General features: G+C 64.0%; 13 protein-coding genes. 7 read left to right on the top strand and 6 right to left on the bottom strand.

Annotation, left to right across the window (positions count from 1 at the left end; translation table 11 throughout):
• Nucleotides 1-68: 68 nt before the first annotated feature.
• Together MET9862_RS17655 and MET9862_RS17650 are read right to left on the bottom strand one after the other, a co-directional pair.
• Nucleotides 69-971: a VOC family protein gene (locus MET9862_RS17655; RefSeq protein ID WP_142584217.1), complete on the bottom strand. Its 903-nt coding sequence runs from the start codon at nucleotides 969-971 to the stop codon at nucleotides 69-71.
• A gap of 55 nt (nucleotides 972-1,026) precedes the next feature.
• Nucleotides 1,027-1,650, bottom strand: coding sequence for a YceI family protein (locus tag MET9862_RS17650; protein ID WP_142584216.1), 624 nt, complete (start codon nucleotides 1,648-1,650; stop codon nucleotides 1,027-1,029).
• 121 nt (nucleotides 1,651-1,771) lie between these two features.
• On the opposite strand from MET9862_RS17650, the gene MET9862_RS17645 reads away from it, so the two are divergent.
• A complete protein-coding gene (locus MET9862_RS17645) occupies nucleotides 1,772-2,710 on the top strand; it encodes a LysR family transcriptional regulator (protein ID WP_142584215.1) in 939 nt (312 codons plus the stop codon).
• 229 nt (nucleotides 2,711-2,939) lie between these two features.
• Here MET9862_RS17645 and MET9862_RS17640 read toward each other — a convergent pair whose 3' ends face one another.
• Nucleotides 2,940-3,740, bottom strand: coding sequence for a methyltransferase domain-containing protein (locus MET9862_RS17640; RefSeq protein ID WP_185156908.1), 801 nt, complete (start codon nucleotides 3,738-3,740; stop codon nucleotides 2,940-2,942).
• Nucleotides 3,741-4,120: 380 nt separating this feature from the next.
• Here MET9862_RS17640 and MET9862_RS17635 point away from each other — a divergent pair, with 380 nt between their 5' ends.
• Nucleotides 4,121-4,849 carry an FkbM family methyltransferase gene (locus tag MET9862_RS17635; protein WP_142584213.1) on the top strand — a complete coding sequence of 243 codons (729 nt, stop codon included), beginning with the start codon at nucleotides 4,121-4,123 and terminating at the stop codon, nucleotides 4,847-4,849.
• Between the two features lie 154 nt (nucleotides 4,850-5,003).
• On the opposite strand, the gene MET9862_RS17630 is transcribed toward MET9862_RS17635, so the two are convergent.
• Nucleotides 5,004-5,789 (bottom strand): class I SAM-dependent methyltransferase, encoded by a 786-nt coding sequence (locus MET9862_RS17630; protein ID WP_142584212.1) that lies wholly within the window; start codon nucleotides 5,787-5,789, stop codon nucleotides 5,004-5,006.
• Nucleotides 5,790-6,263: 474 nt separating this feature from the next.
• Here MET9862_RS17630 and MET9862_RS17625 point away from each other — a divergent pair, with 474 nt between their 5' ends.
• Nucleotides 6,264-7,430: a hypothetical protein gene (locus MET9862_RS17625; protein ID WP_142584211.1), complete on the top strand. Its 1,167-nt coding sequence runs from the start codon at nucleotides 6,264-6,266 to the stop codon at nucleotides 7,428-7,430.
• A gap of 40 nt (nucleotides 7,431-7,470) precedes the next feature.
• Here the strand turns inward: MET9862_RS17625 and MET9862_RS17620 are convergent, their stop codons facing one another.
• Together MET9862_RS17620 and MET9862_RS30770 are read right to left on the bottom strand one after the other, a co-directional pair.
• On the bottom strand, nucleotides 7,471-8,193 hold the full coding sequence (locus MET9862_RS17620) for a methyltransferase domain-containing protein (protein ID WP_142584210.1): 723 nt from the start codon (nucleotides 8,191-8,193) through the stop codon (nucleotides 7,471-7,473).
• Between the two features lie 1,118 nt (nucleotides 8,194-9,311).
• Nucleotides 9,312-9,875, bottom strand: coding sequence for a caspase family protein (locus MET9862_RS30770; protein WP_438616626.1), 564 nt, complete (start codon nucleotides 9,873-9,875; stop codon nucleotides 9,312-9,314).
• Between the two features lie 1,133 nt (nucleotides 9,876-11,008).
• Between MET9862_RS30770 and MET9862_RS17615 the strand changes: the two genes are divergently transcribed.
• The 4 genes from MET9862_RS17615 to MET9862_RS17595 all read left to right on the top strand — a co-directional run bounded on the left by MET9862_RS17615 (nucleotide 11,009) and on the right by MET9862_RS17595 (nucleotide 14,640).
• The gene (locus MET9862_RS17615) at nucleotides 11,009-11,470 is read left to right on the top strand and encodes a hypothetical protein (protein WP_142584209.1); all 462 of its coding nucleotides are present in this window, start codon (nucleotides 11,009-11,011) and stop codon (nucleotides 11,468-11,470) included.
• The gene (locus MET9862_RS17610) at nucleotides 11,467-12,954 is read left to right on the top strand and encodes a caspase family protein (protein WP_142584208.1); all 1,488 of its coding nucleotides are present in this window, start codon (nucleotides 11,467-11,469) and stop codon (nucleotides 12,952-12,954) included. Before MET9862_RS17615 ends, MET9862_RS17610 begins: the two co-directional genes overlap by 4 nt.
• A gap of 467 nt (nucleotides 12,955-13,421) precedes the next feature.
• Entirely contained in the window at nucleotides 13,422-13,757 is a 336-nt protein-coding gene (locus MET9862_RS17600; protein WP_142584207.1) for a hypothetical protein, read from the top strand.
• Between the two features lie 670 nt (nucleotides 13,758-14,427).
• Entirely contained in the window at nucleotides 14,428-14,640 is a 213-nt protein-coding gene (locus MET9862_RS17595) for a helix-turn-helix transcriptional regulator (protein ID WP_142584206.1), read from the top strand.
• The last annotated feature ends 157 nt before the right edge of the window (nucleotides 14,641-14,797 follow it).

Genomic DNA, 14,797 nt, shown 5'->3' with positions numbered 1-14,797 from the left:
GGAACGGTCTCCACCTCGATAGGCGCCGCGGCGGGCACGGTTCGGAAAGGCTCACTGCGTCCGGCGCGCTATGCCGCCGCGCCGCCGGGCGCGGCGATGCGCAGCTGCGTTCCCCAGGGATCGTCGAGGAGGAGCGCGCCCTCCCCCTCCCCGGCCGTCAGGCCCGCTTGTCGGCAGCGGGCGCGCAGATCGGTCAGCAGGGCCGCGTCCGCGTGCAGCGCGATCTCGGCGAGCCCGGTCGTCCCGGCCGGCCGCGCGGGCGCGCCCCGGCTGTTCCAGATATTGGCCGCGAGCTGGTGATGATAGCCGCCCGCGCCGAGGAAGAGGGCGCCCGGATAGCGGCAGGTCACGTCGAAGCCGAGGAGGTCCGCGTAGAACCGCTCCGCCGGCTCCAGGGCGCCGACCTGCAGGTGGACATGCCCGACCACGCCGCCCGGCGGCATGCCCTGCCAGGGCCGGTCCGCGGCGCGGACGAGCGCGGGGCCGTCGAGCGGGTCGGTGCGCATGACCACGCTGCCGTCCGGCATCCGCGGCCAGGCGGCGCTCGGCCGGTCGGCATAGATCTCGATGCCGTTGCCCTCGGGGTCGGCCAGGTAGACCGCCTCGCTGACCCGGTGGTCGGAGGCGCCCGAGAGCGGGAGGCCCCGAGCCGCCGCGTGGGCGAGCCAGGCGCCGAGATCGGCCCGCCCCGGCAGCAGGAAGGCCGTGTGGAACAGACCCGCCTCGCGCGGGCTCCGCGGCCGGGCCGCCGAGTCCTGCCGGAGCTCGAGCAGTACCCTGTCGCCCACGCCGAGCTGGAGGCGGTCGCCCGCCTGCGCGATCGGCGTGAGACCGATCGCGTCCCGGTAGAAGCGGGCGAGGCCGTCGCGGTCGCGCGTGACGAGGCACACCGACGCGATCCGGTAGGGCGCCTCGGCCAGGACCGGATCCGGCCGTCCGGCCGTTGGGATGGACAAGGCGGGGTGAGGCATGATCCGTCTCCGGTCTGCGTGGGCCGCGGGAGCCCGCCGGGTGGCGGGGCTCGGCTCAGTCCTGCCGCTCGAAGGCGCCCGCGACGGTGAGGTGCAGGGCATCGCCGATCAGCGGCAGATAGGTCTTCACGCCGAATTCGGAGCGCTTGAGCACGCCGGTCGCCTCGAAGCCGACCGTGAACTTCTTGTTGAGCGGGTTCACGCCCGCTCCGACGAGGGTCACGTCGAGCGTCACCGGCTTGGTCACCCCGTGCAGGGTCAGGTCGCCGGTCACCGTCGCCCGGTCCTTGCCGGCCGGCACCACCTTGGTCGAGACGAAGGTCATCTCGGGATACTGGCCCGCATCGAGCCACTGCGCGCCCTTCAGCTCGTCGGTGAGCTTGGCGCTCGTGGTGGCGACCGAGGCGACCGGGATCCGGATCGAGAGCTTCGCGGCGGCCGGGTCCTTCGGCTGCAGCGCGAGGGTGCCGGAGACCTCGGAGAAGCCGCCGGCATAGTTCGAGAAGCCCATATGCGACACGCGCCAGCCCACCTGGGTGTGGCCGGGATCGACCGCGTAGGTGCCGGCCTGGATCTGCGCCGGATCGCGGGTCGGGGGCGTCTGGGCGCGGGCGGTGCCGCAGAGGGCAAGGCCGAGCGCGAGGTTGAGCGCGAGGCGGGAGGCGGGGAACGGCTTCACGGGTGGTGTCTCCGGGGCGTGGATGGCGGCCCGCCCTCGTCGTGCGAGGCCGGCGCCGGGGTTTGGTCGCCCTGAGGTAGCCCCGTTGGCGGCCGCGGTTGAGCCTGCTATCCGGCACCACATGGTTGCGAGAACGGAAACCTTCGGCGGCAGCCTGGACGATCTGCGGGCCTTCTGCGCGGTCGTCGATTTCGGGACGGTGACGGCCGCCGCGGCGAGCCTGCGGGAGACCAAGGGCAGCGTCAGCCGGCGCATCTCGCGGCTGGAGGCGGCGCTCGGCGCCACCCTGATGGCGCGCCATCCCCGCGCCGTCTCGCCGACGGCCGAGGGGCTGGCCTTCTACGCCAAGGCGCAGGCGAGCCTGAGCCTGCTCGACGAGGCGGCCGAGGCCGCGCGCGACGCCCGGACCATTCCGGCGGGGAACCTGCGGGTGACGACCTCGGTCGATTTCGGCATCGAGGTGATGCCCGAGATCGTGACCAGCTTCCGGGCGGCCTATCCGCAGATCACGGTCGACCTGCTCAACACGGATGCGCGGCTCGACCTCGCGGCCAACCGGATCGATCTCGCCCTGCGGCTGGGAGATGCGGTGGAGACCGGCTACCGGGCCGCGCTGATCGTGAACCTCTGGATCGGGCTCTACGCGTCGCCCGCCTATCTCGCCCGGCGCCCCGCCCCCGCGAGCCTCGCCGCGCTCGCGGAGCACGACCTGATCCTCTCGCGCGAGCGGCCCGGCGTAGCGGGCATCCCGCTCGATGACGGGCGGGGCCAAACGGAGCAGGTCGCGCTCCGCCCCGCCATCCGGGCGAGCGACTTCGCCACCGCCCTGCGCCTGACCCTGGCCGGGGCCGGCATCGGCCACCTGCCGAGCCTCGTCGCGGCGCAGGCGGTCGGCACCGGCGCGCTCGTGCGTGTGCTCGCGCCCTGGGCGACCGCGGGCGGGGCCCTGCGGGCGTTGAGCCTGGCCGGACGGGAATTGCCCGCGCGCGTGCGCCTCTTCCGCGAGCATGTGCGCACCGCGATGATGACGCGTTTCGCGGTCGAGCCCGATCAGGGCTGAGGGCGCCGGAGATTGGGGCGATCCCCGATCGCCGGGCAGCTCCCCTCCCATTACGACGGCGCAGCCGGCGCGCCGGGGCGTTACGCTGGATCCGTCCCCGATCGCCTCGCAATCCGAAGCGGCGCCCATGCCTTGGTGCGACGCGACCGCTTCTGCCCGAGTGCCCTATCTGATCGAGCGTGCCGCATCGTCCTTCGCGGAGCCGGTCGCCATGTCCGCGGACGATGTTCTAGGCTCGGACGCCGATGAACTGAACCCCTCGCGCCAGAAGGTCGTCGGCAGCGTATCCCTTCTCAAGGCACTTCTGGAAATTCGGATGCGAGGCATAGGGGTCGCTCTCGACGTCCTTGGACCAGTATGAAAAATTGGAAACTCTGAAGAAATCGGGTGAGGGTTTCTCGAACATGTCCCGGAACGTCGAGAACGGGATCTGGTTCATGTCGTTCCTGAAATTGAAAACATCCTGATCCGTGCCGCCCCGGCGCTTGATCTCGTCCTCCATCTCTTGGTCGGAGAGGAGCAGGTGGCACCAGGGCTCGACCTCGAAACCCCACAGGTGACTGCCATAGGCCGAATACCATGTCGGGTCGAACTGGATGACCACGAGAGCCCCCGGTTTCGTGACGCGGATGATCTCGTTGAAGGCCCGGCGCGGCTCGGGAATGTGTTCGAAAGCGTTCATACTGAACACAAAATCGAACAAACCGTCTCTGTAGATCAGCTTTCGGCCATCAACCTGATGGAACTCGATGTTCTTTAGGTCAGCATTGATCGAGTATCGATCACATTTTTTCTTGAATTCTGCCGGAAGGCATCCATTCAGAGCTGCCGAGAAGGGTATGACATCGGCGACATAGAGCTTTTCCGTGATGCTGAGTAGCCAAGGCGCATGGCCGCCCATCCCGCCGCCAATGTCGAGGCCGAGCTTGTAGCCAGTGGTTGGATGTCCAAGGTATTGGACATACTCCATGACCAGGTTGACGCTCTTCTGGTGTTCTGCGACGTCAGCGGCTTCGTTATACTCGGCCATATGCTCCCCTTCGCCGCTCCGAATGTGCCACGGCTCTGTCTGTAACTTGGTTCGCTTGCAGGCAAGCAACCGGGTTGCTGACCATAGCGCCGAGATAGCACAATCTCGGGAATTCGCTACTGGCAGCCCGTTTCGGTCGGGGGCTGCCTGAACCATGCGCGGCCCGCCCACGGATGATCTCACCCGCCCCATCCTTCGCCCCACCGGCAGCCACCGCGCGGATCCTGTTCGCGTCGGCGCATGCGGTCTCGCCATGTATCCTTGCGCAAATGCCCTGGGCACGACAATAAGGCCGGGAGAAGCTGATCGCGTGCCTGCGTACAGCTAGCGTAGATCCGTAGCGCTGGCATGAGTGCGCCGCCGCTGGAGAGGACAGTTCGATGGACGCTGCTCAGGACTATCAGATGAGAAGAATCCTAGAACTGATCGATGCAGGTGTGGTTCATGATCAAGAGCTTGAAGCGGCCCGCCTTCTAGAAGTGAAAAGCCCTGTTATTTTTGACGTTGGAGCTAACAGAGGGCAGTCTATCGCGAGTTTTAAGGTAATGTTCCCGGAATCGACTGTGCATTCATTTGAGCTTAATCCTCTATTTCATCCGGTTTTGGATGAGGTTTCGAGGAAATACTCGGACGTATACATCCACAAGTATGGCCTGTCTGACGCCCAGGGCGACGTCGAGTTTTTTATTCCAATGGTGAATGGCGTTCTGTTTTATGAAGAAGCGTCTATCGATAACGTTGCTCTTGAGCGCCCATGGGTACGTGAGCGCTTAACGTCGCTCGATCCAAATTTTCAGGTGTCAAAATACAGTGGATCTGTGGAGGTTGGCGATCATCTTGGTCTTCCATCGCCTGATATCGTAAAGATAGACGTTGAGGGTGTGGAGCTTCGTGTTGTTCAGGGGCTAATTAAGACGATATCAGACCACAAGCCGCTCGTCATTGTCGAGAACAGTGACTGGGATGCTGTCACGCATCTGTTGGGTACGCTAGGATATAAGCCATATCGGTACGACGAGGTCGAGAAAAAGCTGGTCGATTTCCATGGCTACACCACGAATACGTTCTATGTCGCCTCCGGCCGAGAGCGTGGCATGCTGCCCGTGTAGTCTCCTTCCATTCCTGGACCCCGTCAGCGCCCGCGCGGCCTCCTGATTTCGGCCCGCGCGTCTCCTCCCGGATGGCCCGCTGCGAACATCCATCCACACGCCCGCCCGCGCTTGGCGTGAGAGGCGGAGCCGTCAGCCCGAAGCCCGTCGGATGTCAGGGCGATGGGGTGGGCGAGAGACTGGCGTAGAATTCGACGGTGTATCGATCGCCGGGCTCCAGGCGCATCCAGTCGAACGCGATGAACCCATGCTCGCGGGCCTCGTCCATGAGGCCGCGGAACTCGTCGGCCGAGAAGACCCAGCAGTGGCAGTCGCGGTACTCGCCACGCGCGCGCGCATCCTGTGCCAGACTGAGCGAGACGGCGCGGGAGAACATGGGCTCGAAGCGTCCCGGGTCCGCCCCGTCCCAGAGGGCGCACACATCGGCCCGAACGGCACGGCTGAACCCGTCGTAGATGGCCGCGAAGGACGGCCGCTGACGACGCTCGACATGGGCTTCCAGAAGCTGCCCGATCGTGCTCGGTGTGCGCTGGCAATCAAAGGTGTAGCGGCGATCCGGCAGGGCCAGGATGACCCGGCCCCCCGGGTTCAGCCAGCCGAACAGCGTCTTGAGCCATCCCAGGAGATCGGGAACGTGCTCGCCCACATGGGACGCAACGATGTAGTCGAAACGGCGCCCGAGCTGCTCCGGCAGGGGCGCCACGATGAAATCGATCTCGGGGATCGCCTCGATGTCCACCCCCGGATCGGAGCGGGATTTCTCCTGAAGGACCTCGCGCGGCGCATAGTCCGCGTAGAAGATCTGCCGCCCCGGATCGCGGCGCACGAGCGGCTTGTCGAGAGGGCCGACCTCCAGGCCGACCAGTTGGTCGAGATCCAATCCCGCCAGGATGCGACTCGCCCGGTCGCGTTGCTCGATCCGGCTCTCCAGCACTGGCATTCCCCAGTCTCGATGCAACTTGTGCGAGCTTCATGTCGTATGATCGGGCCGGCGTCAAACGCGGCAGGGGCGGATCGTGCGCGCGCGGCGTCCTGGCGGCCGCACCGGCTCACCGCGCCTGCCGGCGTCGCGCGCGGTCACGGGCCACGGCAGGGCTGGGCTCAATGGTCGAGACGGCTCGCGCACGGTGCATGCGGGCCCGGCCCGCTCCGCGCTCCCGTTCTTCGCGCCGACCCTCCGTCCTGCGCCGGCCGCCGTCCCGGCATCCGTGCCGAGAGCCGAAACCGGGCGCGCCCGTTCCGGCGTCTGCCGTGCGGCGCGCGGGCGTGCTAGAGCTGACGGCGTTCGACGCGGCCCGGATCGCCCGGCGCCGTCCCTGGCCGGCATGGTCCGTTCGGCCTGGGCCCTGTCCGGCCCGGAGCCAGGGCGAGGCCACCCCGGCCATACCGGCCTCATCACCGGGACGACCACCTGATGCGCGCCCCTGCCCCTGTCCTCGCTCTCATCGCCGTCCTCACGGCGCTTCCCGCAGCTGCGCTCGATCCCGCCGCGCCGGCGCCGATCACGACGAAGGGGCTCAATCTCGGCGGCGCGATCACCTGCGCGGCCGGATCGGTCTGCGACGCCTCTCCCCTCAGCGTCACGGCCAACGGCGCGACCCAGCCGCTGTCCGCGTGGCTGCCGCAACTCGCGCCGAAGGCGAGCCCGGTCTTCACCGGAACCTCGCTCACCACGCCGGGCACGGTGACGCCACAGGCGATCTACACCTCCGCCTTCCCCAACGTCGTCTTCTCCGACGCGGTTCAGGGCGTCCTCGACATTCCGGCCGGCGATCCGAACGACAACCGTGCCGCCGTCGCGGGCTACGTGCGCACCCGCAGCGGCGGCGCCGGCCCGGTCGGCAAAGGCAACGGCGTCGCCCTGATGGGCGCTGTCCAGATCGCGAACGACAAATCGGCCGGCTGGGGGGTGAACACGCTCATCACCGACAACGCGGCGCGCAAGCCGTTCGCCGGCACAGGCCGGATCGCCACCGGCGCCGAGCTCGACTTCAACATCATGAGCCCGAACACGCAGGTGATCGGCGTCTCGATCGGCGGCAACAGCCTCGCGCAGCCGAGCGAGGCCAACGGCTACCTCGTCAACCCGCTCGGCAACGGCAACCGGTGGGGAACCGGCTTCTGGTCGCTCGACGGGGCGGCCACGCGCGGTCTCGTGCTGGGGGCGCTCCAGGTGAGCGGCAGGAACGTCAAGGGCCAGCCGATCTGGCTGCAGGCCTTCGACGGCGCCGGCGCCAAGCGCACGGGCGTCATCCAGCAGGATGGCGCCTACATCACCCTCGCCGATCTCGCGCAGGGATCCTGGCCGGGCCTGAAGATCCAGCAGGGTGACCTCACCCTCGACGGCGGGCACGGCGTGATCGTGGGCGGCACCACCGTCCTCGTGTCCCGCCAGACCGGCTGGACGCCGGGGACCGGCACGCCCAACCGTGGCGCCTTCAACGCCGACGGCACGCAGACCCTCTCCGCCACCTACAGCCAGGCGCAGGTGCAGGCGCTCCAGGACATGGTGACGGCCTTGCAGAGGCGCGTTCTGGCGCTCGAGCAGGACCTGGCCAAGCACGGCCTGATCGGCAAGTGACCTTCCGACGAAATTTGATACACGTATTCAGAATAAGGAATTAGACATTTTTTCGTAAGACGGCAATATTCTCATTGAATACAAGTTCCTTATGAAGTATAGATCCTCCCAGATTTTCCTCGACCCATTCAATCATTTCGATAAAAGTATCGCTGGTCCATGTGTGATAATGTGTGTCGAATTTTGCATTGGCAAGCCTTATTGCTTCCTCTTGGTGTTGCTCCTCTGGAATAGGGGGTGCCCATTGAGGGTGTAAGTAGCGAATGTGTTCTAGGCAGCCGTCGATGCGCGTATCTTCCCCGCCCGTAACGTAATCTGAGATCAGATGCTTGAGCGGCGTAACTGGCCGAGGGTTGTCCCAAGTGTGTCGCTTGTCAGGTATGGCGAACATGACAATGCCGCCTGGCCTCACCACGCGGAGGGCCGCTTCGATCGCGCCCAGCGGGTTGACGAGGTGCTCCAAAACATGGGCTGAGAGGGAAAAATCGTAGGCTTGGTCAGGAATCCCCGCGAAGGTCTGCGCGTCGATAAATCCCTCATAGGCTGAGCCCGTCGCCGAAAAGTACCGAGCGAGCCCTTCCGTATCGAGAACATCGCCGTAGAAGCAAGATGTTCCAAGTGGAAGGGGCCAGGGGCGTGTTCCGGCGCCCACTTCAACGCCGCTCCCTCGGACATAGACGCGTGCCAGGGTTCGCCGCGCGATCCTGACCTCAAGCTCCTGCGGAGGGACGGAGTAATCGACAGCGTCGATCTCTGCTTGCATGGCGACCTGCGACTTGAGGGCGAGTGGGACGGTGGTGCCTCTGCTCCGGATCGTGGTGCGTGCGTTGATCAGTCAAATATCGATTTCGATGTCAAATTCAAAGCGGGTTGACTTGCCTGTCGGTGTATTTCCGACTAATAATTCCCTGATTTGAATATATTTGCGCCTTGGTGGCCATCGAACAATATTGTCGTGCACTGATAGTTTTCTTCGTTCGGCCGTATTTAATGCATCGGTTCTTATATCATTCTGCAAATAGCTGGCTTGATCTCAGGCTCTCAGACGCCTGACCCGCGATGTCCCTTACGCCACCTGGGATGTGCGCTGAGCAACTATAGATGGCAATGTCATCGGATTGCAATCCTGCCGAGCAGGAGGGTGGCCTGCCGCGCATATCAGGAGGCAGGCGGGCTGCTGCCAATGGTATCGGTCCTGATTACCGGCCCTCTTGCCGCGCGTTTGGGGCTCAGAGCGCCTCACAAGACTCCCGGCTGCCGGGAGATCTCCCCCTGGGCATGACGGCGCAGCGGAAATTTTGTGAGATGCTCCAAGCCGAACGCCTTCAGTCGGAGGTCACCGGTTGTGTTTCCGTCGCGATTGCCGATCAATCCTTCGTGCCGCAGGCTACAATCAGCGCGCTCATCGGGTCAGTGTTGATCGCCTTGATCAGGTTGCCGAGGGTGGGGTTGTCCGCCATGTCTTGGGGCGAAACCGGACGTATCGGGTCGATATTGGGCGGGACCAGCTCAGATTGGATCCGGTGTGCCGGATAAATCATTGATCGCATTGGTGGGCGGTGAGGGACCGTCACCCTTCAAAAATAACCTGAGTAGAAACAATCACTTGGCGCGCTTGCAACATCCTGGCGTGTAGCACTTCTGTGTCACAAAGCAAGAGCATACTGGGCGTGGCGGGTTGGCGGGTGAGCGCCGCAGGCGGCGAGGCTGCTGGCGAAGCGGCAACGGCGCGGCGTCGCGCAAGGTCAGCGAAAACCCCGGTCAGAAAACGCACGAGGTAGGCCTGGAAATCGAGCGGGTCCTTGCTGACTTTGATGCTCTGTCAGAACAAGAGCTCTGCCTCCATCGTTCCATCGCGCGGGGTCTGCTTGGCGACGCAAGTCAGTGGCGGCTTCGGGGACTTGAAGTAGAATTCTCCTTAGAGGCCGATGTTTTGCCACGGCAGCTGCGTGCCGTTCGATGCCTCGCGGACATCGCGGCGGACCAAACCAGGCAACTGGCCTCTAGGCCGGGGGGCTCGATGCGGCGTAGTAGCACAGTCGTGCACGGGCTATTGTGACCCCTGCCTTCTCGCGCCACCGTGCCAGGCGCGGTGGCGAAGGCCACCAGAGTTCCGGTCCCCGCAGAGACTTGGCCGAGGCCACCACGGGGGATGTCGCGCGAACCGGTGACCAACCGCTTCTGGAACGGGTTGTCGCGGCGTGCGTTGAGGAACAGCAGCGTGACCCGAGCCAGACTCTCGGTCTGCTCCAGCAGGCTCTCGACATCCACCGCCTCAAACCGCAGGTCGCGCGGGATCTTGAGTTCGACGCTGGTGGGCAACAGCCAGTTTCGCCCGCCTACCTCCAGGGCATGGCCAGCATATAAGAATGCCCCCGTCTGCGCCTCGGGCCGTCTTGCCGAATTGCCTGATCGCCTTCTCGAATGCAGCCCGATCCGGATCAAGAACGACTTAAACCGTGAAGCCCGATCGCTGAAGCGCTGCGCTCACGTCGCTTGCATCGTTGCGCCTGTTCGCGAGCGCCGCTGCGCGTGCTGGTAGCTCGCCACCCCCACGAGCGCGACCCGTGCGTCGCTGGCAAGGGCAGTCTGGAGGAGGCCCAAGAGCATTAGGCCCGCGATGAGCAGAACACGCATCCAGACACATGCCCTCTGTCCGGAGGCCACCATGGCCGCCTCCAGGCGTCCTGCCTCGAGCGATCCGGCAGCGCGATCAGCGTAGGTATCCGGCCGAACAGAGATCCTGCTTCACGGTTTCGTAGAGTGCCTGATTCGGGTTGTCGTTCTCGGCGGATCGAGGCGCGAGAGGGCGCATCGGCGGAATGTTCACGGGATCGCCCGTCGCTTCGGCTACCGGCACAGGAGCCGTGCGCTCACGCGCCTTGCGTCGTATGGCTCTGATCCCGGACCTGAGTCGAGACAGCATCGGCGCCCCCTTGTCGTTGCACGCATAACGTGTGCCGGAGCTGGTTCGCTCCCTGACATCGCGAGGATGTCCTACCTCACTTGGACCGCGCTGCTCGGCCCGAGCAGCGTCACGCCTCGTCGCCACGCGGCTTCGGAGCCGTCCCAGCGCCGCCACCAGGGCAGCACGGCCCGCGCACAGGCAGACGGAGATGCGCTCGGCATCCATCGGTGCCCCAGACTCACGGCAGGGCGTTTCCAGCACATCGTGACGTTCAAGGCCGCAGGGATCGGCACTCACCTTCGTCGAACAGACATTCAGGTTCCCATTGATTGCGCCACGGTCGAGCAGCGCCCGAGCCGCCCGACCACTATAATGGCCTAGCTCTTTTGATGATCTTGCCTGATCTCTTTCCGGGTGCTCAATATGAATTCCTGAGGTCGCGAGAACCAAAGCAGGAGGACAGGCAGCCATGTCTGTAACAAGCATCCGGCCGGTTTGCTTTATCTTCGTTGTCCTATGGGCTGCCTTAAACGCGCCGGATGCGAACGCACAGAGATCTTATTCGCTGGTTGATAGAACGTTCGACTATCGGGACGTGGGAAGGCATTGTATCCCGATGGGATGCAGGTCGTTTGACTTTCCGGGACGCATTCAAATGACCCGGACAGGCATGGCGCTATTCTACTTTCCCAACAGTCAAGGTGGTTTCTATCCGAAGGGGTTCGCCCTGCAGGTAAACCGGACTATCCGGCTCGGGCGTGGTGAGGCCACCCCGAGGAACCTTCGCATGGGAGAGCTGATGGCTTTGCGCCGCGATGCGAACTTCGAGATCGCAAATTACCTGGCGAATCTCGGCATTCGTGACGGGACGGCCACCGTACGGCTCACCGGCGATATCTTATCCGTCACGATGGATATTCTCTTCCAGGGTCCGGTGACGAATGGAAGTGCCGTCATCGGCAGCGGAAGCGCACAATGGCAGATCCAGTACGATTATAACATTGATATGAGAACCGCGACTCTGATAGGCGGTACGGGCAACATCCAGATCAAGTTCGATTTGCAAATCGACGGATCCCAGCCGTCCAGCGTCGTGTATACATCGACATCGGCATTCACGCCTCTTCGTTGACCGACGATCTCAGCCCATTCCGGACGATCGCGATGCGTGTAGCAGCTACATCATTAATATATGCTGTAAATAATCTATCGAGGTCGTTCGTCCTGCTCGTCGCCCTGCTCACGTCGTTCGGTTGCCTTGCCGATGAACGACGTGTCGCGCTGGTTATCGGCAATGGTACCTACCGTTACGCTCCGCCTTTGCGCAACACGCTCCAGGACGCGACCGCCGTCGCGAATGCACTGCGTGACGTCGGCTTCTCCAAAGTGACAGTGGCCGTCGAGCAGACGAGAAATCAGTTGCTCGATACCTTGCGGACTTTCTCGGCCGAAGCCGAGACCGCAGAGTGGGCGGTCCTGTATTACGCCGGCCACGGGATCGAGATTAATGGGACGAATTTCTTGATTCCCGTCGATGCCCATCTTTCCTCGGATCGGGATGCGTCCTTCGAAGCCATCAATCTCAATCAGGTCCTTGCGGCCGTGGAGGGCGCGCGACGGTTGCGGCTCATCCTGCTGGATGCCTGCCGGGAGAATCCCTTCCTCGCGACAATGAAACGTTTGAACGGCACCCGGTCGATCTCGAGAGGCCTTGCCAGGATCGAGCCCGAAGGCGGAACCTTGGTGGCCTTTGCCGCCAAAGACGGTCAGGTCGCCTGGGACGGAGGGCAATCCAACAGCCCGTTTACCAGCGCGCTGCTGCGATACATTCGCACGCCCAATCTCGAACTCAGCCGCCTGCTTCGGAAGATCAGAAACGACGTCCTTATCGAGACCGGAAGGCGGCAGGAGCCGTTTGTATATGGATCGCTTCCGGACGAGGACTTCTACTTCGTCACGGCCCGGCCCGAGCGGCCGGTTCCCGCACCGCCGAAAGAACCCCAGGCATCGATGGGGCCGGAGGCGATCCGCCTGGATGAGGCGGTGAAAGCGCCGGATGCGTCGGGCAAACCAGACCGCCCTTCGGCACCCCCGCCACACGGCACTCCTGTCGCGAACCTCAAGGATCCCGATCCGAAACAGAACGCACGCATCCTGGCATCGAACACTCAAGCCGAGCTCCGACGCCTCGGATGTGGGCCGAGTGTCGTTCGACCGGTCTGGGAAACCGAAGCCAAGTCGTCCCTTCAGCGCTTCAACCGATTCGCGAACATGAGCGTCGAACCGAAAAACATCGACGAAGCGTTCCTGTCGAAGCTGCAGAGCTTGTCGCCTCCAATATGCACGGTGAGCTGCACGGATGGATTCGTCGCGGTGAACAACGAATGCGTGGCCAAACCTTGCCGTGCGGGTGAGAGACGGGCTGCAAACGGGGTCTGTGCGGCCGTGCAGGACAGGCCTAAACATCAGGACATCGTGAAGCCAACGCCAAAGCCATCGAAGCCGCCCCCCGCCGTTTTGGTCGAGGCTCCCCGGCGCCTAAAAGCGGTTCCTCCGCAGCGTCGGCTATCGCGCCCCAAGACCGGGTGCACGCTATTCAACGGCGCGTGCATTTGATAGGGAAGAATTTATGAGTTCAAGATCCTTTTTCGATTAGCGTATTCGCTGGAAAGGCAGGGATATATTGGGACATCGGCGCCGCTGCTCGGCCGGCATGATCTTATTCTGTCACCTGCCGTAACCAGCGCGGTTACACAATCGGCCCGAAGGGGGCCGAGATCCCTGTCGACGATTATCAGGACGCGCTCGCTCAGCTCGCACGGATGCCAACGCCGTACTGGCGACGCCCAAACCCCGCCGGGAACTGGGGCATCGTCGCCGGAACGAGCTGGCAGCGTCGCGAGGTCAGTGAGATCGCGCAGCTCCAGTCCCCCTATGCCGGGAGCCCGCGCGCATGAGAGCGGCTCCACGATCCATGCTCAGGAACGCCTGCAGCAGCGCGCGATCCCACCGCTCGTCATCGACCTGCTGGAGCAGTTCGGATCAACGAGAAGACGGGCAAGCACGAGTGCAGCGGGCCTATCATGACCAAGGCCTTCGTCGAGGCCGAGGCGGCGCCAATCGTCCGGCGCTGCGCCGAGACGCATCTCCAGCACCTGCCGCCGAGCGTGCGGCTCGTGCTCATGCTTGGCACGGGCGACGCCTACATCGCCGGCTGCCGCGAGGTGGTCCGCAGGCTGCACGGCTCGCGCTTCTCCTCGATCAACGAGGTAGCCTACCGGACCGGATCCACACTCTGGGTGCACGTGAGCCACCCGTCCGGCCTCAACGGGTATCACCTAGCCTGGATGCGGGGTGATCCCGCGGACAAGCAGGGCCGGAAGCGTTTGCTCGCGACCCAAGCTATCGCAGCGATATGAGACGCTGGAGAGGCTGGTTGAGAGCTGGCCCGTTTCATATGGCCGGGCGCTCCTCGGCTTTTGACATGGGAACGTAGTCGAACTCGCGCTGAGACGATGTCCTACGCTTCCATAGCGGCGTCAGACCGCGCCGGGCGCGCGATCGTCACCATTGCCCGCAACTTCGAGTTCCGTGCAACCGGTTTCACCGGCAGAGGCTGGGCAAACAACGCCATGAGCGTCGACGACATCGTCATCGATCGCAGGGCTCGTCCGGCAACGTTGCCCAGGATCAGGATTCAGCAAGGGCGACGGGACGGAGCTGAACGCCGTGCTCGGCCATAACCTCCGGCCGGAAGTAGAAGCAGATGCGCGGTGGCGGCGCTCGCCTTGAGATCTTATGCTTCGATCAGCACGGTCGGCAGCAATAGCGAAGTAGATCGCACCAAAAGCGGATGGGCAATAGGCCACTCTCCGAAAAAAACCAGCATCAGATCTAGAATAGTTGCGAAACATGTATTATAAAGTGTGTCCAAACCCCGCTTCAATCGGCGACGCGCCTTGGAGACTGGCGTTGCAGTCAGGTCCGGAACATAATCGCGCGCTGATCGGCGAGTTCGGGCAATCCCGGTGCGTGTAGGCTGTCGTCTTCACGGTTGCCGGCACGGAACGATTGCCAAGTCCGCGGCTCGTGCAAGGTCTGCTCGATCTGACCCCGGTGGAGGCGCGGGTCGGCCGCGACATCGCGCGAGGACGCGGCGCTTCGGAGGCAGCAGCGCAAGCCGGTGTCACGGTGCACACGATCCGGGCCCAGCTGAGAGCCATCTATCTCAAGACCGGCACCTCTAAGCAGGCAAGGCTTACCGCGCTCCTCAATGAGATGAGCACGCTTCGGCTTCCGTGATCCGGCACGTCGATCTGCATCATCTAGCTTTGTGTGTGCTGACTTCGATTAGTCACCATCATGGCGAGCGCCGCGCGCGACGACGCTCAGCATCCCATCCGGCAGAGTCCGCTGGAGCGCCTTCGCCTCAGACCAGGGCGCCGACAGCCACGCTTCT

It is taken from the genome of Methylobacterium symbioticum (assembly GCF_902141845.1).
Taxonomy (GTDB): Bacteria; Pseudomonadota; Alphaproteobacteria; order Rhizobiales; family Beijerinckiaceae; genus Methylobacterium; species Methylobacterium symbioticum.
This window is presented reverse-complemented; position numbering and strand designations above follow the sequence as displayed.